Raw genomic sequence first — 23,718 nt, forward strand, 5'->3', positions numbered from 1 at the left:
CCATTTCAGCCCGAAAGAAGGAGAGCGGAATCCTGAACGATAAAAAGAAGATCCCCCTCTATAACAGTATTCATATGCCCCTGCATAAGGATTATAGCAGAGAGGATATTGAGTTATATCATACTTGGGCTCAACTTCAGGAATTTGACTGCCAGGAGTGGCCTGATACTCTCTCGGTTGAGGGATTGCGTAAAAATTGTCATCCGGTGATCTCTGCCGGGACCATGGCCCCTGATTCTGAAAGTCCTCGCCAAGCCTGTCTGCTTTTTCGATATTGTCAGAATTCCTTTCGTGCAGAGTATCTGCTTCGCAATAAACGAGACACGGGGGGATGAAACAGAAGGCCATGACAAACGCAGGCAGTAATCTCGTTTTCAGAACCCTACCCCAATACTCGGCAGTATCCATGCCATAATGTCCAGTGATCATCAACGTCATCTCAGACCTGTTGTACAGGCCAGACTCTTGGGCGCCGAGAATTTTACTACGGGAACCCTGCTCCATGAATCCGGGGTATAGTCCCATTTACACTCCGCAAGCTTCTGCCCGTTTCTGCCTGCTATGAATTTGACATATCCTCCGCCTTTTGGAACCTTGATGCTGACCTTTTTCTTTTCCCCCGGGAGCAGCTTATTCTGTGGACCAAAATTATCCTGGCCATCAGCAAATATATGGACATTCTCACCAGCTCTGTTTTCGAGCTCAGCTATAACTTCACCAGTCCCGCCAGCAGTCGTTCCGAGCCCTGCCCTGTAGCCTTCATCGAATCCGCTGTACAAACATGAGCCCCATCCCTTCTGTGTGTCCCTGTTCATATGCCCCTGAGAAGCTGCTTTACATTCAGTGCTCATCGTACCCTTATTCTGTTTTGCCTTCTGCCCGCACTTAACCCCTTCCTGGTATGCAGCCTGCTTCTGTGATGCGTCGCAGTTCACTTTTGAAGAGCTGCTGCTGTCCCCTCTGCTGCCATTGCCATGATCTCCCCGATCTCCTCTGTCCCAACGATCTCCACGGTTTTTTGTCCAGTCAGTCCAATCTTTTCCGGGGGTTCTATTGTCATCAATATAAGGAGGCGAATAAGTATTTTGACTGCTGGAAGAGTCATCCGGCTTTCTGGTATTACCCGTATATGTCTCAGATTGTGCAACCGGAGGTGACTGTTTGTCCTTAGGCGATTCTTTCTGTTTGACGCCCGTTTGATCGCCTTGGAATTCATTGCCGATCTTGTCTACCGCAGCAACGTCGACTATTTTATTGCCGGGTTCTGTAATGTTTATATCATCCAGTGGATTATATCCCTTATCGCTCTGATATGAAGCACTACCTTTAATTACCTCTATAATTGCGGTTGCAGGTTTCACATTTTTCTTTAAGTACTCCTCAGTATCTTCGCCTGTATCGATATATTTACTGTATATCCACCGGGGATTAGAAACACCGCTGTAATATGCGGTCACGGTAAATTTCCTGCCGGGCATTACATCTTTATTTATATTCACCGCAAATAACTTCTCCCTGCCCCATTTTTCAGGTTTGCTGATGCGTGTTAAAGATGCGCCACTGTCTGAGGGTTCTATCATGAAGGTTGTCGCAGACGGCGCTTGAATAATATATTCCATCTTGTCTGAATTCATATTTTTATGTTCATAGGTAAATAACAAGGGTTGGCTTTGCTCTCCCGGTGGTAATTTCAATTTAAGCGGTGAGATAGAAGTCTCCGGTTTAGTGCCGATTACAATTATTTTGCTTTGCCCGATCCTGACGGAGGTTTTTACCGGAGGTTTTGATGTCGTCTCGCCGATAACAGTCAGCACAATGCTTCCTGTGGCCCTTCTTCCGCCTGCATCGGTTACATCTGCAGTCACCGTATACTCGCCTGGCGAGGATGCACCCACAAAAGGCACCTTGCCACCCTGATCACCAAGCCCCTGCGCATGGCCACCCCACCGTAAGATATAGGGAGGCTTATGATTTTGAACATTAATATGAACATATGTCCTCTCATTCAATTTAAGTTGGGTCTTGTCTGCCCTCAGTGCCACAGTCATTTTCGACTCGGCCTTAGGCTTATTCTCAACAGTCTTCTCCTTGACCGGTAGCACATCAAGTGAGACTTTCCTTGAATCACTCTCCCCGCATGAATCCACTACGGTAACGTAAAAGTTGTTGCCTCCCGGTTTTTCAGTCTGATAGTTGATGTTGAACCCCCTCGCCTCGGACTGCTGGGTATAGGAGTAGTCACCCGTCATGTCAGCTGAAAACGGCGGCTGGCCTCCCTTTATCGACAAATTTAGTATCACCCTTCCGCCGACTGCAACTTCTTTTTTGTCTGCACTGAATTCAAGGACAAGAGGCTTCTCATCCTTCTTTGCCCCATCAAGGATGCCTTTGATCTTCTCCTGCTGACAATCGCAGAGCCCCGGCTTCGAAAGCAGCTTTTCGGCATTCCTGACCGCGCGGGTATCACAGATGACCGGCGCTGAATTTTTCTTCAGCTCCTCCTGATTGATATAGGGGGACCTTCGAAGGAACTTGGTGGTCTCATAATCAATCAGATCTTTCATCTCCTTTGTGTTCATTGCAGGATTATCGGCGCATGCATTCTTTGCCCTGGACAGGCTGTCCTTAAGTTCATTATAAATCTTGTCTTTTTCAGGCAAGGGGCGTGGAGTTCCTGTAGCGGTACTGATTGACCATTTTTCAGAGGAAGCAAATTCGTAGATGGTCAGGGAGTTGGCAGCAGGGGTAATCTTTTCACTATTAAGTTTGTCGCACGCACATACCCTTTTGTCCTTGATAAGGGCCTGACATACCGGTATCTGACTTCTCAGGATCTGCCAGTCTTCCTTCCATTTCTCGAAATTTCCGATCAAGCGCTGTATGTTTTCACCGAGAGGATTAGACTTGCCCGCCTTGTAGAATTCCGCAGCCTTACGCAAAAGATAGAGGCCCTCGTCAAATTCAAATTCGGTAGCTATGTTAAGGCTTGCCTTGGACATGATAATTGCAAATTCCGCAAGGATATTTGTGGTCTCACCGGAAGCTTTTCTGTCAGGCATTACTGACTCAGCAGACCTGACAAGCCCCAGTGCCCTGTCAGGGTCGCCACGCCTGTTCTTCTCCCTGACCATCTCTGCATAGGCAGAGGGTGCATTTTCTGCAGAGACTGCAGCAAAAAGAATTGGGGCCAGGGATGCATCGTCGGGGAAATTTCCCGCCAATTGTATAGAGTGCCTGTTAATTCCAGGGTAGGTCTTTCCCTGAGAGAACCTGGTCTTATAGGCAAGGTATTCTTCAATGATACTCCGGGCCTCGCCAAGAAAATCATTGTATGCCTTAAATCTTGTCTGATAAATCTCTGTCTTGACTTCCTGCGGCTTTGCGCCAGCCGCTGCAACACACTGCTCAAAACATTCCCCGTCACTTCTCATATGCTCTCTCCAGCAGCCGAGGCCAAAACCGACGCAAGGACCATATCTCGCATCATCGCAGCTGGGAGAGGCATTTTTCCATGGTTTTGGGTCGTAGGTAGCACCCACGCCGATTGTCGGGTTAATAGTGCAGCGGCAAAGACAGCCGTTAAGGACGTTCAGATCAGCCTTAATAAGTGAGCTTGAGATGGCAGGAGGTTCCGGCGGCTTTTGAACGCTGTCAGTCTTCTTCGCCTGAGGGCAGTCCCTGCCAAGGGAAGCCATCATCTCATCACAGGATTTTTCAAGGAGAGGTCTTCTGTACTGATTGAGCACTCCCCGCTGAATCTCAAGCGATGCAATCTCGTAGAGGATATCTGCCCGCTCTGCAGCCTCCTGACGGGCAAATTCAGACTCTTTATCAAAAAAAGTCTGCCACGCCGTGCTCGGATTGAGCCTGTTGTATGGCTGCTGAGGCCGATATTGCTCAAGTTTCTGACCGTATTTGACAGTTAGGCTGTTCAGCTTTTTCTCATGGGAGATAATTAATGTCCCAAGCCTCGCCTCCTCCTGATCCACACCCTCTTTCTTCATCCCCCGTGTTTTCAGAAAGATGTCATGTGCATCCCTGATGAGTTTGTTCGCCTTCCTCTGCTGCAGCTCATCCTCTACAAGTTTGCCCAATGAGACAACGGTGATAGTTGTTCCGATAACAGGGCCAAACACATATTTATCGAGGACTCTCTTGATAGCTGCTTTTACGCCAAAGCTACTCACCTTTTCGTCGCTAATAACCCATTCCCCCTTCTGACTTTCAAGAAATAGCTTGAGTTCAATTGAGGCTTCGCATGGGTTGGGAGCAGACCTGATAATTCCGGCAGCCTCTGCGTACGTGCCCTCCCTGTATGCACCCCCCGAAGAGGCTTCTGCGAAGTTGTCAGGCAGCGGCAGACACTTCTCCTTGTACTGCTGAAGTGTGACAGCAACTAATCCGGTCGGTGATTCGAATTGCGGGGTATCACTCTTGACGCCCGGCGATGGTGATATAGTATCTCCAGGAATCCCCCAGAGGCTCTGCGAAGGCTTGCCGGCAGGGGAGCCCTGTGCCCAGGCACCTGCTGCTGAAAAGCAGAGAACAACCAGCAGACAGGGAAGTATCAGGGCATGACTTTGAGCTTGCCTGTGAACGCGGCTCTTTCTGTTCATTAAATACCCCTTCCTTTGGACAGCTGTTACAGGTCTATTGCCTGAATATTACTTCTCCAAAACCGCCTTTACATCTATCCTGTGGGGTGTGACATTTGTCGGCTCCAGTCTGAAACCGGTAAACTTTCTTGCTGCCAGCTCATCAGCGATATTGGATGACTTGCCGCCGTAATCAAGGGCCAGTTCGGCAACCCCTCCGGTAAAGCTCCGCTGGTGCACGGCCTTTACGCCCTGGGTCTCTTTTTCAAGGATCTTCTTGACCGCAGCAAGATGCCGGTAGGAAACCAGACCATTTATCATAACCGTGATCTCCTGGGAACGGCCATAGACCTCGCCGCTCCACTGTTTTACGATCATCTCGATAAGTTCGTCAGAAAGTTTCTCGCTCGCCTCCTTGATCGCAAGGGCACCTCCCTGCATTTCATCTATATGCACCTGCGCCCCCTGGGCGCTCTTTGACGCTATTACCTTGCCGGTGTCAGTCCTGACAACCCTGGCCTGAAGCGTTGCCTGAATGGACTGCATATTGGTCCCGTACAGCTTGCCGCCCGCATTCTTCGAAAATGCCTTGCCGGTGATAACAACCTGGGCTCCGTATTTCAGACCCTCTGCTGCTGCAGCCTTGTTGTCGCCCTCAAGGATTCGCAATGCCTTGTCCCGTGTGATATTCGCCCTGACCGTATCTGCGTCGACCACATTGAAGCCTGAACCAAGCAGTTTCTCGATAATAGTCGATTCGGCCTGCCCGACGCTCTCCGATCCGGTCGTTCCGTATAACCCGCCCACCTTCTCATCGATGATCACCATCACCTTCGGCTTTTCGACCATAACATGCAGCAGTCCGAGTGCGCTCAGGTCGCTCGTGAGATCGGCCCTGCCTATCTCAGCCTGCAGCCTGACGCGGTAGAGATCGCCTTCCGGACCTTCCGAGAGGATCTTGTACTTTTCGACATATCCGGATGTGCGGGCCAGGATCTTGTCATGGATAACCTTATAATTCTCGGTCATGGAATCGGAAGAGACCATAGTGCCGACCGCCTGTTCGACCGCCTTTCTCAAGGCGTCATCAATGGCCTTGTCCCTGGCAATGACCTTGTTCCCTCCAATCATTGCGGCAAACCCGTCAGCAGTGATCATCTCTGCCGCCATGGCTGCGGATACTATAATCCATAATGAAATGGCCAGAATGCCAAAAAGGATGCGCGGCGTTCTGCTGAAACTCCGGTTCATGGGAACATTCTCCTGAACTGATAGTCGAGGATGATCTCCATCTCTATCTCGACGCTGCCGTCACTGAGATACCGCGTATCAATCACCTTTGCACCCTTGATGTACGCATCGACTCTCGCCTTTATCGTATCATTCTGGGTGATAAAGTCCTTGACCGTAGTGCGGGATTTGATCGTCACGCCATAGGCCTGTTCAAGCAGGTTCCTCATTGCATCGACCTTTGCAGCACGTTCGGCCATCAACCTTGCCTGAGCCTGATTAACCGCATTCGGAGGAGGTGCGCCGCCACCCTTTGCCGTAACCTTGAAGGGGACCCACTCCTCCCTTTGAACAGGCGCGTCGTACGCCGGACCAACTTCCCCGAGCGGCCGGCCTTCACGCACTTCAGACGTCTGACATCCTGCCAACGCAAACATCATTACCATCAATATCCCTGCCAAAACTCTCCTATGCATAATGCCTCCTGTTAAGGTTAAAATAACTGAATTATCTGTCCGGAAAAATTCTCATGAGCGGAGCCAGCTCCAGCTCTACCTCCACCTCATAGCTGCCATCGCCGAGAGCGCGTTCAGAAACGACCCTCGCACCCCGGACAAATGCATTCACGCGGGCCTTCATGTCATCGCTCTGGGTCACAAAATCCCTGACCGTCGTCTTCGACCTCAGCGTAACGCCATAGACCTGCTCGAGAAGATTCCGCAATGCATCAAGCTTTGCCGCACGTTTACCCATGAGTGCTTTTTCTGGGGGCGACATGGAAGGATCATTGGGTTCAACCCCATTCCCCTTTGCCCGGATAACATCGTTCACAGGAGCTGCCGGTGCAGGCGCATAGCCGCGCGCAGGCTCACCGTTCGGGGCTCCATAGCCCACTGCAGTAAAGACCTGCTGGTCATAGAGCAGGCGACGGCCCAGGATGTCCTCAACACGGCCCAGGGTTATTTCAACGGTAACCTCTGCAGTGCCGTCAGGTCTCTCGACATAGTCCACCTCGCGGGCGCCCTGTATCACCGTAGCAAGCTTGGCGCGAATAGTATCAGACTCGGTAATAAAATCCCTTACCTTGGTCTGGGAATTGATCTGAACGCCGTAAATCGTCTCACCAAGATTTCTTAAGGCATCCACCTTGGCTGCACGTTTCGCCATTAACCGCTGCTGCGGCCCTACCTGGGCTTCTGCCGCCGGTGTGGATATTGCCGTGATCAGCAGGGCGCTCAACATGTACAGGCTGCCCAGCGTGAAACATTTAATGATTCTTTTCATGGAGTCCTCCGTTTTGATTTTTTTCATACCTGACCAGATCCCTGATTATCAAATACCATTCATCCAGAGTAACAGATTGAGGGCCCCGCCGAACATCTGACCGTCTTATTTCCGGACCGGCCGACAGCAAAACCGTAGTTTTCGGCACCGTCGCCGTGATTCTGATCCCCCCGTCTTTCAGATATTCCTCTTTGATAATTTTCATGCCGCTCACAATTCCTGAAAGTTCATCATAGTGTATATCCGATCCCTGTCCCTGAACGGACCTGTTTGCAAGGGCATTTCGATATGCATCTACAACGGCTGCACGTTTCGCCATCAAATGGGCCTGAGCAACACTTTCAGCTCTGATAGGCGGGTACCCGAGGCCCTGCACTGTTGTCAACTCCGTGGTATCCTGGGCCATACAACGCGCGCCAAACAAAAATACACTGATAATGCACATAAGAACATAAACGAACTGCTTATGGACAAAAGCTGAGAAAAAAATCGGCCGGTTCATCGGGCAGGTCCGACAGCACCGGAAGGCCGCTCATCATAATATGAGGGGGCAGCCCCTCCTATTGCCCCGGCTGGCTGATAAGAATCGCGGGCAGGTCCGACAGCACCAGAAGGACGGGAATACTCCTGACAACCAGAAACACATGCCAGCAACAAACAGACTATCAAGAACTTCAATGCCGATATTCTCATCATAACATCCTCCAGTTAATGATTTCCCTCTATGCCGGGCATCACTATTTTACTGAATTCATCACCCTTTTGAAAGCAGCTCCCGAGCAGACCATGATCAAAGCCGGTTAAAGCATTTTCAGGGTACTAATCAGGGCTTCAGCCTTCTTTAAGCTCTCGTAATATTCGCGTTCAGGCTCGGAATCGGCAACGATCCCGGCGCCGGCCTGTACATATGCCTTACCCTCTTTCAGCAGGAACGTCCTGATGATAATATTGAGATCCATATTCCCGTTGTATCCGATATAGCCGATCGAACCCGTATATGGCCCCCGCCTTCTCGGCTCCAGTTCATCGATGATCTCCATACAGCGCACTTTCGGCACTCCCGTAATAGTGCCTCCCGGGAACGTTGCCCTGATCACATCAAAACAGTCCATGCCTTCCGCGAGCACGCCTCTGACGTTGGATACGATATGGATAACATGCGAGTACTGCTCGGTGATCATGAGCTCATCCACATGTACGCTCCCGTAGTCGCAGACCTTGCCCATATCATTACGCTCAAGATCGATGAGCATGATATGCTCTGCCCGCTCTTTTTCATTCAGCAGAAGCTCTGCCTTCATGTCATCGTCACCCTGCAGATCCTTTCCTCTGGGCCGCGTGCCGGCAATAGGCCGCGTATCCACAGCTCTGCCCTTGACACGAACCAGTCTTTCCGGTGAGGAACTGGCAATCTGATAATCACCAAGATCGAGATAAGCTGCAAAAGGGGACGGATTGATCCGGCGCAGGATCTCATAGACGTGCAGAGGGGGCACGCCGCCGATATCCGCAGAGAGCCGGAGAGAAAGATTGGCCTGAAATATATCTCCCGCAGCTATATAATCCTTGGCCTTTCGAACCATCGCCATATACTGCTCCATATCCGTCTCAGAAAATATGGCCGGGGTCTCCTGACCGCTGTCCCCTGATGTGATATCTGACTCACGATCGATCTGAGCAGCTATTCTCTCCATATGCTCAGCCGCTTCTCTAACGAGCTCTTCCTGAGGCCTGACGATATCTGAACGGCCGGCTGCCCTGTCGCGTGCTCCGGGGCTTATGATGATCCAGCACTTTTCCTGCATCAGGTCAAATGCGATCACACGGTCGAACATAAGGAAGTGCGCATCCGGAATATTGAGATCATCGTCAGCGATGCTCGGCAGGCTCTCAAAATACCGCACAAAATCATAACTGAGCATGCCGGCTGCACCTCCCTGAAAAGGAGGCAGACCTTCAACGGGATCCTGAATGACAGCGGCCAGAAGTTCCCGTAAATGCTGCAGCGGTCTTCCCTGCAGAACGGTCCTTCTGCCCATACCGTTGATCTCGATGAGGCTATCCTTGACCGTGAAGATCAGATAGGGTTCAATGCCGATGAATGAGTAGCGGGAGATCTGCTCCGGACCCTTCAGACTCTCCATGAGCAGGCTGTTTTCCGTGCACACCTTCTTATACGCGTCAAAAGGGCTTTGAAAAGGGATCTCCCGGAAAACAGGCTGACAGCGAAATGCGGTCGAATCTTTTGGTGAGGACATCGGTCATTTGAGATGGCGTTATGCCCTGGCCATCTCTTCCTGTATAAGTTTGATCGCCTTCTCAGGATCAGCATGATTCAGAATAGCTCTGCCCATGACAAGGTAGTCAGATCCCTCCTGGAGAGCTTTTTTAGGCGTCATCATCCTGTGCTGATCGTCTGCAGATGCCCAGGAAGGCCTGATCCCGGGCGTCACGATAAGAAAACCCCTCCCGCAATGCCCCCTGATCAGGGCCGCCTCAAGGGCAGATGCAACAACACCATCAATCCCTGCCTTAAGCGCAAGTCCGGCGAGGTGTCTCACCTGTGTTCTGAGGCTGTGCTGTATACCGATCTCATTCTTCAGAACTTCCTGCGACATGCTGGTCAGCACCGTAACGGCTATGATCCTCGGTCTCGCGATATTCTCAGCAAGACAGACGTTCACAACTTCGTCCCTGCACTTCTGCATCATATCCAGTCCGCCTGATGCATGGACGTTGAACATGAAAACGCCCAGCCGTGCCGCTGAAATGCCGGCCTTTGCAACAGTATTGGGAATATCATGGAATTTGAGATCCAGAAACACCTTCCTGCCTCTTTTATGAATAGCCTCAATTATTCTCGACCCGGCAATAGTATGCAGTTCAAGTCCCACCTTGAATATCTCTATATGCGGAGAAAATCTATCAACCAGATCGACTGCGTAAGAGTAATCATCGACATCAAGGGCAAGAATGAGTTTTTCGTTTAGGCTCATATTTTCTCTACCTTTGGCAGCACAATATCTTTCTGCGCCTGGTATTTACCCTTTTTGTCGGCATACGATGTCACGCAGACCTCATCCGCACGCAGAAATACCAGCTGCGCAAGTCCTTCGTTCGCATAGAGTCGTACCGGAAAAGGCGACGTATTCGAAACAGAAATGGTTATATATCCCTCCCACTCGGGCTCAAGAGGCGTGATATTGACGACAACACCGCTCCGGGCATAGGTAGATTTTCCAAAACAGATCACGAGTACGTCACGAGGTATCCTCAGATATTCGAGTGAGCGGCAGATGACATAGGAGTTTGCCGGTATCAGGCAATCATCGCCCTTGAAGTGCTCGAAATTGTTTTCGTCGAAATTCTTGGGATCGATCACCCTGCCGGTCTGAGGTTTTGGGACCTTGAAATCATCGGCAATCCTGATGTCATAACCGTATGCACTTACGCCATAGGAAATGACGCCTTTCCTCACCTGTGCCTGCTCAAAGGGCTCTATCATGCCCTTCTTTGCGGCCTCTATGATCCATCGGTCGTTCTTTACCATACATTCACTTCCCCCTGTGCGCGAGCTATTATATCACGGGCAACCTGTTTTTATTGAAGAAGACGATTTTGAAAGAGTATAATTCAGCAGATGGAATGGTGCCAGATATGCGATAGCCCGCCGGATAAGTGCATCTGCTGCCCTGAATGAGGGCATGTCTGCCCCCTGGATCTGGGGGAACTTTTCTGTCCGGTCTGCAGACCTGAACCCAGGAAAGACCGGGAGAAGGATAAAGGGGAACGAATGAATTTAAGATCGAAAGGAGATACAGATGGCAGATGAGCATTCTTTTGACATTGCGAGCAAGATAGACCTGCAGGAGGTCCTGAACGCTGAACAGCAGGCCACAAAAGAAATATCACAGAGGTTCGACTTTAAGGGCAGCAAGAGCTCGATAGAGCTGAACAAGGAAAAACACGAGATCACCCTTATCTCTGACGACGAGCTTAAACTGAAAACGGTTGTCGATATTCTTCAGACAAAACTGGTCAAACGAGGCATATCGCTAAAGGCTCTCGACTACGGCAAGATCGAACAGGCGTCCGGCAATAGTGTGCGCCAGATAGTGACCCTTCAGCAGGGTATTCCGGTCGAGAAATCAAAAGAGATCGTCAAGATCATCAAGGATACGAAGATGAAGGTCCAGGCAGAGATACAAAAAGACCAGGTCAGAGTAAAAGCCAAGAAGATCGACGACCTTCAGGCGCTGATAGCCCTGTTACGGGGAAAGGACCTCGGGATCCATATCGACTGCATTAACTTCCGCTGAGCCTGACACTATTTCAAGCGCTTTTTTTGCAGCAAGGGACTCAGCTTCCTTTTTTTTCCGCCCTGAGGCGATGCCGAGCTGTTTTCCATTCAACGAGACGGCTACCGTAAATATTCGCTCGTGCTCTTCACCCTGCTGTTTGATGACATGGTACTGCGGCAGGTTCCCGAACAACATCTGACTTTTCTCCTGAAGTTCCGTCTTGTAATCAAAAAAGTCTCCGCTTTCCAATGCGCGTAAAATACGCTCGCGAAACAGGTTGTGGATCATCTTTCTGACGGTCTCAAAGCCGCCGTCAAGATAGATCGCACCCATGACCGCCTCAAGCGTATTGGCAAGAATGGACTTCTTTGTTGTGCCCCCTGTTGATTTCTCGCCCTTCCCCAGCAAAAGAGAATTGCCGAGGGAAAGCTCCTGCGCAATCCCGGCAAAGACCGGTTCGCTCACGATATAGGACTTGATCTTCGCCAGGACCGCTTCACTGCAGGTCTGTTCATGAAGGAAAAGGAATTCCACTATAACAAGGCCTATGACCGAGTCGCCCAGGAACTCGAGCCGCTCGTTATGCACGTCGGTTCTTTCCCTGTTCTCGTGATAATAGGACTTATGGGTGAGTGCTTCGAGAAGGAGTTCTTTGTTGCTGAAGCAATACTGAAGGTTCTTTTCCGCTTCCTGAATAAGGTCTTTTTTGTTCAGCCGGATCAATTCTCGAACTTTTTAAAGAGCAGGCAGGCGTTGGTGCCGCCAAATCCAAAGGAATTGGAAAGTGCATAGCGCACTGATGCAGGCCTTGCCTTGTGAGCCACATAGTCAAGATCACACCCCTCGTCAGGGTTGTCGAGATTTATCGTCGGCGGCAGCATGCTGTTATGAATACTGAGCACGCTGAACACGGCCTCAACGCCGCCTGCAGCGCCCAGAAGATGACCGGTCATGGATTTTGTAGAACTCACGGCAAGGGTATATGCGTGATCCCCAAAAACAGTCTTAATGGCATTCGTTTCAAGCTCATCGCCGTGCTTTGTTGAGGTGCCGTGGGCATTGATATAGTTGACCTCGGAAGCCGGTACGGCAGCATCCTTAAGGGCCATGTTCATGCAGCGAACAGCGCCCTCCCCGCCCGGCGCAGGAGACGTGATGTGATAAGCATCGCCGGTCAGTCCATATCCCACGAGTTCAGCATAGATCTTTGCATTACGGTTACGTGCATGCTCGAGCTCCTCAAGGATAACGATACCCGCCCCTTCGCCCATGATAAATCCGTCGCGGTCGCGGTCAAAGGGTCTGCTCGCCTTTTCAGGCTCATCGTTTCGCGTAGAAAGCGCCTTCATGGCATTGAACCCGCCGATACCCATGGCAGTGATAACTGACTCGGTGCCGCCTGCTATCATGGCATCAGCATCGCCGCGCTGAATGATCTTGAAGGCATCGCCGATGGCGTGACTCCCTGTTGCACAGGCAGTCGCCGGAGCGGCATTGGGGCCTTTTGCGCCAAACCTGATCGATATCTGCCCGGCAGCCAGATTAATGATAAGCATCGGAATAAAAAAGGGTGTTATCTTTCTCGGTCCTTTTTCAAGGAGGACCTTGTGATAATGCTCAATTGCCGGAAGGCCGCCCATACCGGCACCCACGTAAACGCCAACGCGCGGAGCCTCCGTTTCGTTGATCTTCAGGCCCGAGTCCTCCATCGCCATGGCAGCAGCAGCGATCCCGAACTGGATGAACCGGTCCATCTTCTTGATCTCTTTGATCTCGATATAATCTTCGGGATTAAAACCATCGACCTCTCCCGCTATCTGCGTGGGAAAGGTCGATGCATCAAAATGCGTTATTCTCCGGATCCCTGATCTTCCCTGCATGAGTCCCGCCCAGCTCTTTTCGACGCCGATGCCGAGAGGGGTAACAAGGCCGAGCCCGGTTACGACTACGCGTCTTCTGTTCATTAAGCCTGTTTCTTGCTTATGTAGCTGATGGCGTCCTTGACCTTCGTGATCTTCTCTGCATCTTCGTCAGGGATTTCTACATTGAACGCCTCTTCAAACGCCATAACCAGTTCAACCGTGTCGAGCGAATCGGCACCCAGATCCTCCACAAATGAAGACTCTGTCGTGATCTCTGCAGCATTCACCCCAAGCTGCTTCGCTATGATCTCTTTTACTTTTTCCTCTACCATTCTTCTTCCTCCATAATAATTTTCTTATTTTGTTTCCGAGCTTGAAAACTACATGTACATGCCGCCGTTCACATGGATCACCTGGCCGGTGACATAGCCGTTTCCCGGCGCAGCAAAGAAGGCAACTGCACCGGCAACATCCTCCACAGAGCCGAACTTGCCGATAGGGATAGATTTTAACATTTCCTGCCGTATATTTTCACTCAGCCCATCAGTCATGGCAGTTGAGATAAAACCCGGCGCAACCGCATTTGCAGTAATTCCCCTGTTGGCATATTCCCGGGCCGTTGTCTTTGTCAGGCCGATGATGCCCGCCTTCGACGCGCTGTAGTTGGCCTGTCCGGGATTGCCCATGAACGCCACAACAGATGCAATATTGATGATCCTGCCATAGCGCTGCTTCACCATCACTTTTACCGCTTCCTTCGTACAGAGGAAAACACCCTTGAGGTTGATGCCGAGCACAAGGTCCCAGTCTTCCTCCTTCATCCTCAATAACAGGCCGTCCCTGGTGACGCCCGCATTATTGACCAGTATGTCCACTCTGCCGAAATCCTTTATTACTTCCTCGAATACGTTGGCAACTTCGGCTGATTTCGAGACATCCAGCCTTGCTGCCCTTGCCCGGACGCCTTTTTGGGCCAGTTCCTTTGCCGTTTCTTCTGCGCTCTCGAGGGATACGTCAGCGATCACGAGATCTGCTCCCATGAGGGCAAACTTCTCAGCAATGGCCTTGCCTATGCCACGAGCGCCGCCGGTTACCATTACCACCTGTCCCTTAAGTTCCATAACACCTCCTGAAAATCGGTGTTAATTTTAACAAAGTATGGCGTGCTTTCGCCAGCTTTTTCTCCTGATTTTATGGGTACTTATTGAGGGCGCCAGGCTCTTCTTACGTGAAGACTGACGTTTATTTGATTTTTCTCTTTTTATAACATAGAATGAAGTAAATAAGTTTAGCACCTCAATACCTGTGTAAGGAGACCGTCTATGACTGAAACAACAATAGTGATCGATGGAATGTCGTGCATGCATTGTGCCATGAGAGTAAAGAAGGCCATTGAGGCCCTTGCCGGAATCAGCAGCGCAAATGTCGAAGTGGGCAAGGCAGAACTGCAGTACGATGAATCTCAGATAAGCCGGCAGGATATTGAAGCGGCTATCATCAAGGCAGGCTACAAGATCAGGGCCTGATCAATCAGCTCCCCGAATTCTTGCACCTGCTTTTCCGGCAACATGCTCAACAAGCGCAAGGTGTACAGGTTCAACATCTTCTTCAGCGAGCGTATGATCTTTGCTTCTGTACGTCACACGAATGCCGAGACTCTTCGTCCCCTGCGGCAGGTTCTTTCCCTTATACTGATCAAACAGCTCAACATGCTCAATAATATCGGCCGGATATGCCTTGAATAAGGCGATAATATCGGCTGAAGCGATCTGATCATCCATAATAAGGGCAACGTCACGTTCAACAGACGGGTATCTCGGCATCGGATGATAGACGATCTTCTGTTCCAAAAGCAACAGCATCTGTTCCAGATCAATTTCAAATACGATCACCTGAGGCTTCTGGATCTTGAGTGACAGCTTCTCTATAACCTGTGGTCCGAGTTCGCCCAGATACCCGATCTTTTGATCACCCGCGTATATGTCAGCAGACTTCCCGCTATGCAGGAATATCTCCCGGGACGGAACAAAGGTGTACTGCCGAAGGCCTGTTTCCTCGAACAGTGCTTCCAGAACACCCTTGACCTGATAGAATACCGGGACCGCCTCTTTCCACAGGGAAGGCATCATATCCTGGAAAAAAAGGCCTGCCAATCTCAATCCCTCTGAGGGAAGCGGCTTTCCCCAATCAATAAAGACACGTGAGATCTCATACAGCCTGATATCCCTGATTCCCCGGGACAGGTTATAGATAAAGTTATTCACTATGGCCGGCATTAGAGTGGTCCTCATAAGGCACTCCTCCTGCCGCAGCGGGTTTCTGAGCGTCACATGCTTCCGTCTCTGCTCATGTTCATGCAATTCGATCGAAAGGATGTCGAGATCTGCACGGTTCATAAAGCTGAAATTGACGACCTCTGTAAAGCCGTTCTTCCGGATTGATTCACGCACCGCAAAAAGAGTGCGTTCGGCAGCGTTCAGCACGCCATCAGAGACCGTTGCACGCGGGGGCCTCGCAGGGATACGGTCATAACCGTAGCAGCGCACCACCTCCTCAATGATATCCACGGGAGCGCTGATATCTGCCCGGAAGGGAGGCGGCCATGCAACCAACTCCTCGCCTCTGTCCTCTGTTTTGATGCCGATCGCATTCAGAAGAGCAAGCACTTCTTCCTTGCCGATCGATATGCCGATCAGCGCATTGATCTTGCGATAGGAAACCGTGATCTGAACAGGGACATAAACTACTGGATACTTATCAACCATGGCGCAGATACGTCCGCCTGCAAGCTCTGCGATCAGAAGCGCAGCCCTGTTCAATGCCGTTTCGAGAAATACCCGGTCAGTGCCGCGTTCAAAGCGGTAGGATGACTCGCTTCTGAGGCCGAGCGCCTTTGACGATCTTCTGATCGATGCAGGTGCAAAGTAAGCGCTTTCGAGAAAAATATCCGTAGTATCGTCCGTAACGGACGACCCTTCCCCGCCCATGATGCCAGCAACTGCCACGGGTGAAGCGGCATCCCAGATGAGCAGCGTCTCTTCGGGAATTATTCTTTCGATCGTGTCCAGCGTAGTCATAACCCGGTCTTTGCCTGCCCTTGCAACGCGGATCTCCCGGCCGGAAAGCTTTCCGGCATCAAAGGCATGGAGCGGGTGTCCAAGTTCGAGCAGTACATAGTTTGTGATATCGACCACATTGTTGATCGACCGTATGCCGCATTTTTCCAGTCTGTTTTTCAGCCATGCAGGAGAATCGCTGACCGCAGCGCCTACTATCGATCTTCCCGTATAACGCGGACACAGGTCAGGATCATCAATCGTCACCTGAATATCGGAAGGGAGAAGATCATGCGGCATTTCGGTCCGCGGTGATTTAAGAGGCAGCCGGTACAAGGCTGCAACCTCGCGTGCAAGCCCGAAGACATTAAGACAGTCCGGTCTGTTGGGTGTAACATTAACCTCCATCACAACGTCGTCACCGATCTTTTCCATGCCCTCGATCTCGAGTCCTGCCATGGTCAATTGATGAGCAACATCCTCCGGAGATGCGGTGACATCCACAAATTCCTTTATCCACTCAAGTGATACGCGCATGCTCTCCCCTGTCTCTCAAAATTGCCGCAGGAACCGAAGGTCGTTCTCGTAAAAAAGACGAATGTCGTCGATCGCGTATTTCAGCATGGTGAGACGCTCTACCCCCATCCCAAAAGCAAAGCCGGTAAACTCATCCGGCGCATAGCCCGACATTTCGAATACGCGGGGGTTCACCATGCCGCATCCCATAACCTCAAGCCATCCCGTTGTCTTGCAGACCCTGCAGCCTTTGCCCGCACAGAAAATACAGCCGATATCGACCTCTGCGCTCGGTTCCGTAAAGGGAAAGTAGCTCGGCCTGAACCTTACCGGCGTGTCCTTGCCGAAGAAACTATGGATAAAAAGCCCGAGCACCCCTTTCAGGTCGCAGAAAGAGATGTCCGTGTCAACCATAAGACCTTCCACCTGGTGAAACATGGGCGTATGCGATATGTCGGCATCACAGCGATAGACCTTGCCGGGAGCAATGATCTTCAGCGGCGGTTTCTTCTTCTCCATGACCCGGACCTGCACCGGAGAAGTATGCGTCCTGAGCACTACGTCATCGGAAACATAGAATGTGTCCTGCATATCACGGGCTGGATGATGTTTCGGGATATTAAGGGCCTCGAAATTATAATAGTCGAGCTCTATTTCCGGCCCCTCATGAATGCTGAAGCCCATCGGGACAAAGATGTCCTTGATCTCATCAAGGACCTTATTCAAAGGATGGGTTTTGCCAAAGAGACAGGGTTTCCCGGGAAGCGTGATATCGATCTTTTCGGAAAGCAGTCGTTTTTGTTTTTCGGCATCCCTGAACAGTAATTCTTTCTGTTCGATGGCCTGATCGACAAAGTCTCTCAGTTCATTGACTGACTTGCCAAAAGCGGGTTTTTGTTCAGGCGGGACAGTGGAAAGGGCCTTCATCTGGGCTGTTACCAGCCCTTTCCGTCCTGTATATCTTGCCTTGAGCTGCTGAAGTTCTGCTATATCCGAAACCGTATCGATCTCGGAGAGAAAAGATTGCTTTAGGGAGAGCAGATCACCCACAGCAGACTATGATGCAAGCTTTGCCTTGGCGGCCTCTGCGATCTCACTAAACGCCTTCGGATCATGGTAAGCAAGATTGGCAAGAGCTTTTCTGTCAAGAGTTATCTCCGCCTTCTTAAGGCCATTCATGAACTGACTGTAGTTCAGTCCGAGCGTCCTCACAGCCGCACTTATCCTTATGATCCAAAGCGCCCTGAATTCACGCTTCTTTGCTTTTCTGTCACGGTAGGCGTATTGAAGGGCCTTGTCAACGGTCTCTCGTGCCGCTTTAAAAAGACGGCTCTTTGCCCCGTAATATCCCTTGGCCTGCGAAAGGAGCTTCTTTCTCCTTCTTGTATTCTTTGTACCACTTTTTGCTCTGGGCATCTTCCTATCCTCCTGATTCTATATTACTCGCGATGGGCACACAGTACCGCCCGCTGATCTCGTGTCTTAACCGTACGGTAAAAGTGTCTTGATGTTTCTCTGGTCAGTCTTGTCAACAACCGTTGACTGACGCAGACTGCGTTTCCTCTTTGCCGGCTTGCTGGTAAGCAGATGGCTCGTAAAACCCTTGTTCCGCTTGACCTTGCCAGTACCGGTAAGCTTGAACCGCTTGGCAGCACCCTTGTGCGTCTTCATCTTTGGCATCGTTTCCTCCAATAATAAATATTCCTGTCCCGAGCAGACAATCCTGTCCTGCTCCTGAACAAGAGTGGGTAGTATACCCCAAATGGATTTATTTTGTCACTCAGAAATTGCTATGATTTCGGCGCGACAACCATAGTTATGTGATTGCCCTCAAGTCTGGGATTCGTCTCGATCTGAAATTTACCGGTAAGGCTCTGGATGATCTTGTCAAAGACCTTCATGCCCAATTCCGGACGGATGATCTCACGCCCCCTGAAATACATTACGACCTTTGCCTTGTCGCCGTCCTCAATGAAGCGGTTGATATTCCTGATCTTGAGCTGAAGATCGTGCTCGTCGATCTGCGGCCTGACCTTCACCTCTTTGAGGTCAATGGTCTTCTTCTGCGTATGCTTCTTATGGAGCTGATATTTGTATTTGCCGAAATCAAGGATCTTGCATACCGGAGGTGCTGCCGTAGGCGACACCTCAACAAGGTCAAGCTCCCTCTGTTCGGCAACATGAAGGGCTTCACGCACGGTCATTACGCCGAGCTGACCGCCGTCGCTGTCAATGACCCTGAGCTCTTTTGCCCTGATCTGCTCATTTACCCTGATATTTTTGCCAATGTCCCTGTTACTGATGTTTTCACCTCCTGAGGTTGATCTCTTCACAAAGAAAAGATATAAGTTCATCGATCGCAAACGGGCCGACATTCTCCCCATTGCGCTTCCTTAAGCTTATTGAGCCCTGCTCCATCTCTTTATCGCCGATCACAACGGCATACGGGATCTTCTTAACCGTGCTTTTCCTGATCTTGTTGCCGATCTTTTCACTGTCTGCATCAAGCTCGGCACGAATGCCTTTCCGGATGAGGTCCGATGCGATCTTTTCGGCATATTCCCCGTGCTTCTCTGATATCGTGAGCACGGATACCTGCACCGGCGCAAGCCAGAGAGGAAAGGCTCCGGCATAATGCTCGACCAGCACGCCAAAAAAACGTTCCAGAGAACCCATAAGCGCCCGGTGGACCATGATCGGCCTATGCTCTTTTCCGTCAGAACCGCGGTACGTCATATCAAACCGTTCCGGCAGATTGAAGTCAACCTGGATCGTACTGCACTGCCATGCCCTGCCGAGCGAGTCCTTCACTTTTATGTCGATCTTCGGCCCGTAAAAGGCGCCGCCACCCTGGTCAATATTGTAGCTGAGACCCTTTGCCTTAAGTGCATCCTCAAGAGCGGACGTGGACTTCTGCCAATGCTCGTCACTGCCGACATACTTTTCAGGGCGCGTCGAAAGATAGGTTTCGAACTGCTCGAATCCAAAGGTGCGCAGGATGAACAGGATAAAATCCAGGACCTGCAGGATCTCGGTCTCTATCTGATCCTCACGGGTAAAGATATGCGCGTCGTCCTGCGTAAAGCCGCGGACGCGGAGCAGCCCATGGAGTACGCCCGACCGCTCAAAACGGTACACGGTCCCGAGTTCGGCATACCGCATCGGGAACTCACGATAACTCCTGAGCGAATTCTTGTAGATATAAATATGGAACGGACAGTTCATCGGCTTGAGCTCATACGGCGCGCCCTCGACTTCCATCGGCGCGAACATGTTCTCATGATAGAAATCGAGATGGCCGCTCGTCTTCCATACGTCAAGACGTGCGATATGAGGACTGTACAGGAGCTTGTATCCTGCCTTCTGATGCTCATCACGCCAGAAATCCTCGATCGTTTTCCGGATCATGGCTCCGTTGGGGTGCCAGAGGATCAGGCCCGGTCCTACCTCTTCATTGATACTGAACAGATCCAGTTCCTTGCCGAGGCGCCGATGGTCACGCTTCTTCACCTCTTCAAGAAAATCGAGATATTTTTTCAGGTCCTTCGGATTATTGAATGCTGTGCCGTAAATCCGCTGGAGCATCTTGTTCTTTTCATCACCCCGCCAGTAAGCGCCGGCAATGCTCAGAAGCTTCACTGCAGCGATCTTTCCGGCAGAAGACAGGTGGGGGCCTCTGCAGAGATCCATAAAGCCGTCCTCATCATAGACCGTCACGGTCTCGGCATCAATGCCCTGAAGCAGTTCCACTTTGTAGGTCTCTCCGCTCTCGGCGAACAGATTCATCGCCTCGTCCTTTGTCAGCTCCCTGCGCACAAAGGGCGCGTCCTTCTTTATGATCGACTCCATCTCTTTCTCTATGGCAATCAGATCTTCAGGAGTAAAGGTCCGGTCAATATCAAAGTCATAGTAAAAGCCGTCCTGGATGGATGGCCCTATGGCTACCTTTGCCTGCGGGAAGAGTTTTTTGACCGCGTGGGCCATGACATGGGAAGTGCTGTGACGATAAAGGTCTTTTCCCTCGTCGGAGTCAAACGTAACTGCCTCGACAGTATCGCTATCCTTGATCTCCTTAAGGGAACTGAGGTCTGAAAGGTTTCCGTTGATCCTGACCGCTAAGGCTCTTGCTTTTGCGAGATATTTTTCCAGATCGGAAAGTTGGCTGAAATGTCTCTCGCTTCCATCACTTGCTCGTACGTTAATGTGCTCTTACCTCCAAACGCCAGAATGACTGCAGAATGCGGATATGATACAGGATAGTTTAATTCAATTTCAATCACTTTGGCATCATGCCGCTGCCCCGCCTGTAGCCTTATGGACCGGTTCCCCCTGAATATCCTGTCATTCTTTTCGCTCTCTCGTGGTATGATTGTGAAAATAACTATATCTTTTTTCGTATGATCATCCTCACATCGTTCAGAAAACAATGGTTGACAGACTAACGAGCTTCCGAAAGAGAAGCGGAACCACAACCGGGGAGGACACGATGGAACTGACACATGCAGACCTCAGGAAGTACACCTATTTTTCCGGCCTTTCTCAAAGTTCATTGCAAGTCCTTGCTGACAGGATCAGGACCGTTGATTTCCCGGCTGGATCGGTGATCGTGGAGGAAGGTTCTGTTGGCGATGCCTTTTATTTCGTACAAAAGGGCGAACTGATCGTAACGAAAAAGACGAATTCCGGTCCTGAGGCTCAACTGTCCGTTGTACGAAGCGGTCAGGGTTTTGGCGAGATGGCCCTGCTGACCTGTTCCATCAGATCGAGTTCTGTTCATACCATAACTGACTGCACACTGTACGAGCTGCAAAAAAAAGATTTCGAAGAAGTCCTGCTGCATGAATCAGCATTTAAGGAGCGCCTGAACAGAAGGGCTGATGACCTGTCAGAGATAACGAAGATCAAAACCCTTCAGCCCTTTGCACTGCTTGACCCGGAAAAGATGTGCGCGGTCATGGAAGCGATGACAGAAGAGAGTTATGCTCCGGGTGAGAATATTATTGTTCAGGGGGACAGGGGCAATACCTATTACATAATCAGGTCAGGCCGGGTAGCTGTTCTGAAAAAGAAAAAAGGGGATGAGGAACTGCATCAGATAGCAGCATTAGGTGAAGGAGAGGCCTTTGGGGAAGAGGCGCTTATACGCGATGACCCGCGTAACGCAACGTGCCGGGCAATAGAGGCCACAACCGTTTTTGTACTCCAGAAGAAGGATTTCAATCAGATCGTCAGATCTGCTTTTATTGACAATATATTCCCTGAAGAGATCTCTCTGGATACATACCTTGACGATTACATGCTCATTGATGCAAGGATCCCGTCAGAATATGAGGAAGAACACATTCACGGGGCAATTAATATCCCCGTTGAACTACTGCGTCAGAAATGCACTGAGTTCGACAGGTCAAAGCGCTACATTACCTACTGCCTCAACGACTCACGGGGTATGGTTGCCGCATTCCTCCTGAAGAACCGCGGCTTCGACGCAAAATGTCTGCGCGGCGGTGTCAGTGCCTGGCCCGGTGCGCTGGTAACCGGTTCTGATGGGATACATCTGCCAGGTCAATAGTTCCACCGGTATGGCAGCGATACGGAATGGATCGACCGGCCTGAGCTGAGACGCGGCTACTGCGGTCTGGCCGGATTACCAAAGTTATAAAATGAACTTCCTGGTATTTAACATGCCCTATCTTTTATATTATTCGGCTCAACCTGCTATTCGGCTCTGCTCTTCCTGCTCCCGCTATAGAGTTCATATGCAAGCAGGCGGCATTCGATCGGTCCGTTGAAAAAGAGCATCTTTTTGCTGCTTCTGAGGCCTATTATTTTTGCCAGATCAGGATTGCCGGTCAGCACATACCCCGTATATCCACGACATTTCTGTTTCAGGAAATCCCCTATTCTTCCATATACCTTCTCAAGTTCTGCTGCCCTGCCCAGCCGCTCCCCGTATTCAGGGTTCATCACTACAACGCCGCCGCCTTCAGGGACCTCAGTATCGGCAAAGTCAGATACACTGAATTCGATCAGATGTTCAACGCCCGCAGTGCGGGCATTTTTCATGGCCGCTTCGACAGCTTCTGGACTGATATCGGTCGCAATGATCCTGCTCTGCAGACCCTTCTTAACTTCAGTCTTTGCATCGTTTCTCAGCTCTTCCCAGGCATGAGCATCGTAACCCTTGAGGTGCATAAATCCAAAGTTGTTTCTCAGAATACCTGCCGGCCTGTTCAATGCGATAAGAGCAGCTTCGATGGCAAGCGTGCCACTTCCGCACATGGGGTTTATAAAAGAACCGCTGTCATTCCACCCTGATGCCTTAACAAGGGCAGCTGCAAGCGTCTCCTGCATGGGTGCCTTGTAAGGAATCTTGCGGTATCCCCTTTTGGAGAGCGGTTCTCCCGAGGTATCGATATAAATCCTGCAGTCCTCGCCCTGCCAGTGAAGATGAAGCACTGCCCGGTCGCGTTCAGGACCCGAGTCAGGCCGCTTATTGAATTTCTTCAAGAACCTATCAACGATGGCATCCTTGCACTTCTGGCTTGCGTACCGCGTATTGTCTATGGTGGGAGTATCAACCGTTGAGGTGATGCTGAAATATCCGCTCAGGGGGATTACTTCTTCCCAGGCAATATCATGGATCTTCCGGTACAGCGCTTCAGGATCTTCCGCCGTAAACTCGGCGACAAGAAAAAGCACCCTGAGCCCTGTCCTCAGGCGCAGATTAAGGTCCATGGCATCCATCATGGTACCCTCGGTCTCTATGCCGGCCTGTGTTCTGAAAAAAATCGAGAAACCGAGCTGCGCTGCTTCCTGCTCGATATAATGATCTATGCCGCGGCTGCAGGTAATGAATATCCTGTTCTTTATCACG

Annotated in this window: 22 protein-coding genes; 3 read left to right on the forward strand and 19 right to left on the reverse strand. The window is 50.6% G+C overall.

The window, feature by feature from the left end:
* Window positions 1–434 precede the first annotated feature (434 nt).
* The 8 genes from HZB62_03090 to HZB62_03125 form a co-directional block, all read right to left on the reverse strand.
* Window positions 435–4,616 carry a hypothetical protein gene (locus HZB62_03090; protein MBI5074147.1) on the reverse strand — a complete coding sequence of 1,394 codons (4,182 nt, stop codon included), beginning with the start codon at window positions 4,614–4,616 and terminating at the stop codon, window positions 435–437.
* A 48-nt stretch (window positions 4,617–4,664) separates the two neighbouring features.
* Entirely contained in the window at window positions 4,665–5,846 is a 1,182-nt protein-coding gene (locus tag HZB62_03095; GenBank protein ID MBI5074148.1) for a flagellar assembly protein T N-terminal domain-containing protein, read from the reverse strand.
* The gene (locus HZB62_03100) at window positions 5,843–6,301 is read right to left on the reverse strand and encodes an LPP20 family lipoprotein (protein MBI5074149.1); all 459 of its coding nucleotides are present in this window, start codon (window positions 6,299–6,301) and stop codon (window positions 5,843–5,845) included. The genes HZB62_03095 and HZB62_03100 overlap by 4 nt, the downstream gene beginning before the upstream one ends.
* Window positions 6,302–6,332: 31 nt before the next feature.
* Entirely contained in the window at window positions 6,333–7,109 is a 777-nt protein-coding gene (locus HZB62_03105) for an LPP20 family lipoprotein (protein MBI5074150.1), read from the reverse strand.
* Complete coding sequence (locus HZB62_03110; protein ID MBI5074151.1) at window positions 7,093–7,494, reverse strand: hypothetical protein; 402 nt, start codon at window positions 7,492–7,494, stop codon at window positions 7,093–7,095. Before HZB62_03110 ends, HZB62_03105 begins: the two co-directional genes overlap by 17 nt.
* Before the next feature lie 415 nt (window positions 7,495–7,909).
* Window positions 7,910–9,367: an anthranilate synthase component I family protein gene (locus tag HZB62_03115; GenBank protein ID MBI5074152.1), complete on the reverse strand. Its 1,458-nt coding sequence runs from the start codon at window positions 9,365–9,367 to the stop codon at window positions 7,910–7,912.
* Window positions 9,368–9,385: 18 nt separating this feature from the next.
* Entirely contained in the window at window positions 9,386–10,105 is a 720-nt protein-coding gene (gene pyrF, locus HZB62_03120) for an orotidine-5'-phosphate decarboxylase (protein MBI5074153.1), read from the reverse strand.
* On the reverse strand, window positions 10,102–10,659 hold the full coding sequence (locus tag HZB62_03125; protein MBI5074154.1) for a dCTP deaminase: 558 nt from the start codon (window positions 10,657–10,659) through the stop codon (window positions 10,102–10,104). Before HZB62_03125 ends, pyrF begins: the two co-directional genes overlap by 4 nt.
* Window positions 10,660–10,930: 271 nt before the next feature.
* Between HZB62_03125 and HZB62_03130 the strand changes: the two genes are divergently transcribed.
* Complete coding sequence (locus HZB62_03130; GenBank protein ID MBI5074155.1) at window positions 10,931–11,428, forward strand: YajQ family cyclic di-GMP-binding protein; 498 nt, start codon at window positions 10,931–10,933, stop codon at window positions 11,426–11,428.
* On the opposite strand, the gene rnc is transcribed toward HZB62_03130, so the two are convergent.
* From rnc to fabG, 4 genes are read right to left on the reverse strand one after another with little or no spacing between them, the layout of a single operon-like run.
* Window positions 11,378–12,133, reverse strand: a complete 756-nt coding sequence (gene rnc / locus HZB62_03135) for a ribonuclease III (GenBank protein ID MBI5074156.1) — start codon at window positions 12,131–12,133, stop codon at window positions 11,378–11,380. The genes HZB62_03130 and rnc overlap by 51 nt on opposite strands.
* Window positions 12,130–13,374 carry a beta-ketoacyl-ACP synthase II gene (gene fabF / locus HZB62_03140; GenBank protein ID MBI5074157.1) on the reverse strand — a complete coding sequence of 415 codons (1,245 nt, stop codon included), beginning with the start codon at window positions 13,372–13,374 and terminating at the stop codon, window positions 12,130–12,132. The genes rnc and fabF overlap by 4 nt, the downstream gene beginning before the upstream one ends.
* Window positions 13,374–13,604, reverse strand: a complete 231-nt coding sequence (gene acpP, locus HZB62_03145; protein MBI5074158.1) for an acyl carrier protein — start codon at window positions 13,602–13,604, stop codon at window positions 13,374–13,376. Before acpP ends, fabF begins: the two co-directional genes overlap by 1 nt.
* A gap of 48 nt (window positions 13,605–13,652) precedes the next feature.
* Entirely contained in the window at window positions 13,653–14,393 is a 741-nt protein-coding gene (gene fabG / locus HZB62_03150; protein MBI5074159.1) for a 3-oxoacyl-[acyl-carrier-protein] reductase, read from the reverse strand.
* 201 nt (window positions 14,394–14,594) lie between these two features.
* On the opposite strand from fabG, the gene HZB62_03155 reads away from it, so the two are divergent.
* A complete protein-coding gene (locus HZB62_03155) occupies window positions 14,595–14,798 on the forward strand; it encodes a heavy-metal-associated domain-containing protein (GenBank protein MBI5074160.1) in 204 nt (67 codons plus the stop codon).
* Here the strand turns inward: HZB62_03155 and HZB62_03160 are convergent, their stop codons facing one another.
* From HZB62_03160 to thrS, 6 genes are all read right to left on the reverse strand, one after another.
* Entirely contained in the window at window positions 14,799–16,865 is a 2,067-nt protein-coding gene (locus tag HZB62_03160; GenBank protein ID MBI5074161.1) for a phenylalanine--tRNA ligase subunit beta, read from the reverse strand.
* A 15-nt stretch (window positions 16,866–16,880) separates the two neighbouring features.
* Window positions 16,881–17,894: a phenylalanine--tRNA ligase subunit alpha gene (gene pheS / locus HZB62_03165; protein MBI5074162.1), complete on the reverse strand. Its 1,014-nt coding sequence runs from the start codon at window positions 17,892–17,894 to the stop codon at window positions 16,881–16,883.
* 6 nt (window positions 17,895–17,900) lie between these two features.
* Window positions 17,901–18,260: a 50S ribosomal protein L20 gene (rplT, locus tag HZB62_03170; protein ID MBI5074163.1), complete on the reverse strand. Its 360-nt coding sequence runs from the start codon at window positions 18,258–18,260 to the stop codon at window positions 17,901–17,903.
* Window positions 18,261–18,326: 66 nt separating this feature from the next.
* Window positions 18,327–18,524, reverse strand: coding sequence for a 50S ribosomal protein L35 (gene rpmI, locus HZB62_03175; protein ID MBI5074164.1), 198 nt, complete (start codon window positions 18,522–18,524; stop codon window positions 18,327–18,329).
* Window positions 18,525–18,634: 110 nt separating this feature from the next.
* Window positions 18,635–19,198, reverse strand: coding sequence for a translation initiation factor IF-3 (locus HZB62_03180; GenBank protein ID MBI5074165.1), 564 nt, complete (start codon window positions 19,196–19,198; stop codon window positions 18,635–18,637).
* Window positions 19,152–21,047, reverse strand: a complete 1,896-nt coding sequence (thrS, locus tag HZB62_03185) for a threonine--tRNA ligase (protein MBI5074166.1) — start codon at window positions 21,045–21,047, stop codon at window positions 19,152–19,154. Before thrS ends, HZB62_03180 begins: the two co-directional genes overlap by 47 nt.
* 283 nt (window positions 21,048–21,330) lie before the next feature.
* Between thrS and HZB62_03190 the strand changes: the two genes are divergently transcribed.
* On the forward strand, window positions 21,331–22,413 hold the full coding sequence (locus HZB62_03190; protein MBI5074167.1) for a cyclic nucleotide-binding domain-containing protein: 1,083 nt from the start codon (window positions 21,331–21,333) through the stop codon (window positions 22,411–22,413).
* A 146-nt stretch (window positions 22,414–22,559) separates the two neighbouring features.
* Here HZB62_03190 and HZB62_03195 read toward each other — a convergent pair whose 3' ends face one another.
* Complete coding sequence (locus HZB62_03195) at window positions 22,560–23,717, reverse strand: class I SAM-dependent RNA methyltransferase (protein MBI5074168.1); 1,158 nt, start codon at window positions 23,715–23,717, stop codon at window positions 22,560–22,562.
* Between the last annotated feature and the right edge of the window lies 1 nt (window position 23,718).

Source organism: Nitrospirota bacterium, assembly GCA_016214855.1.
GTDB lineage: Bacteria > Nitrospirota > Thermodesulfovibrionia > Thermodesulfovibrionales > UBA6898 > UBA6898.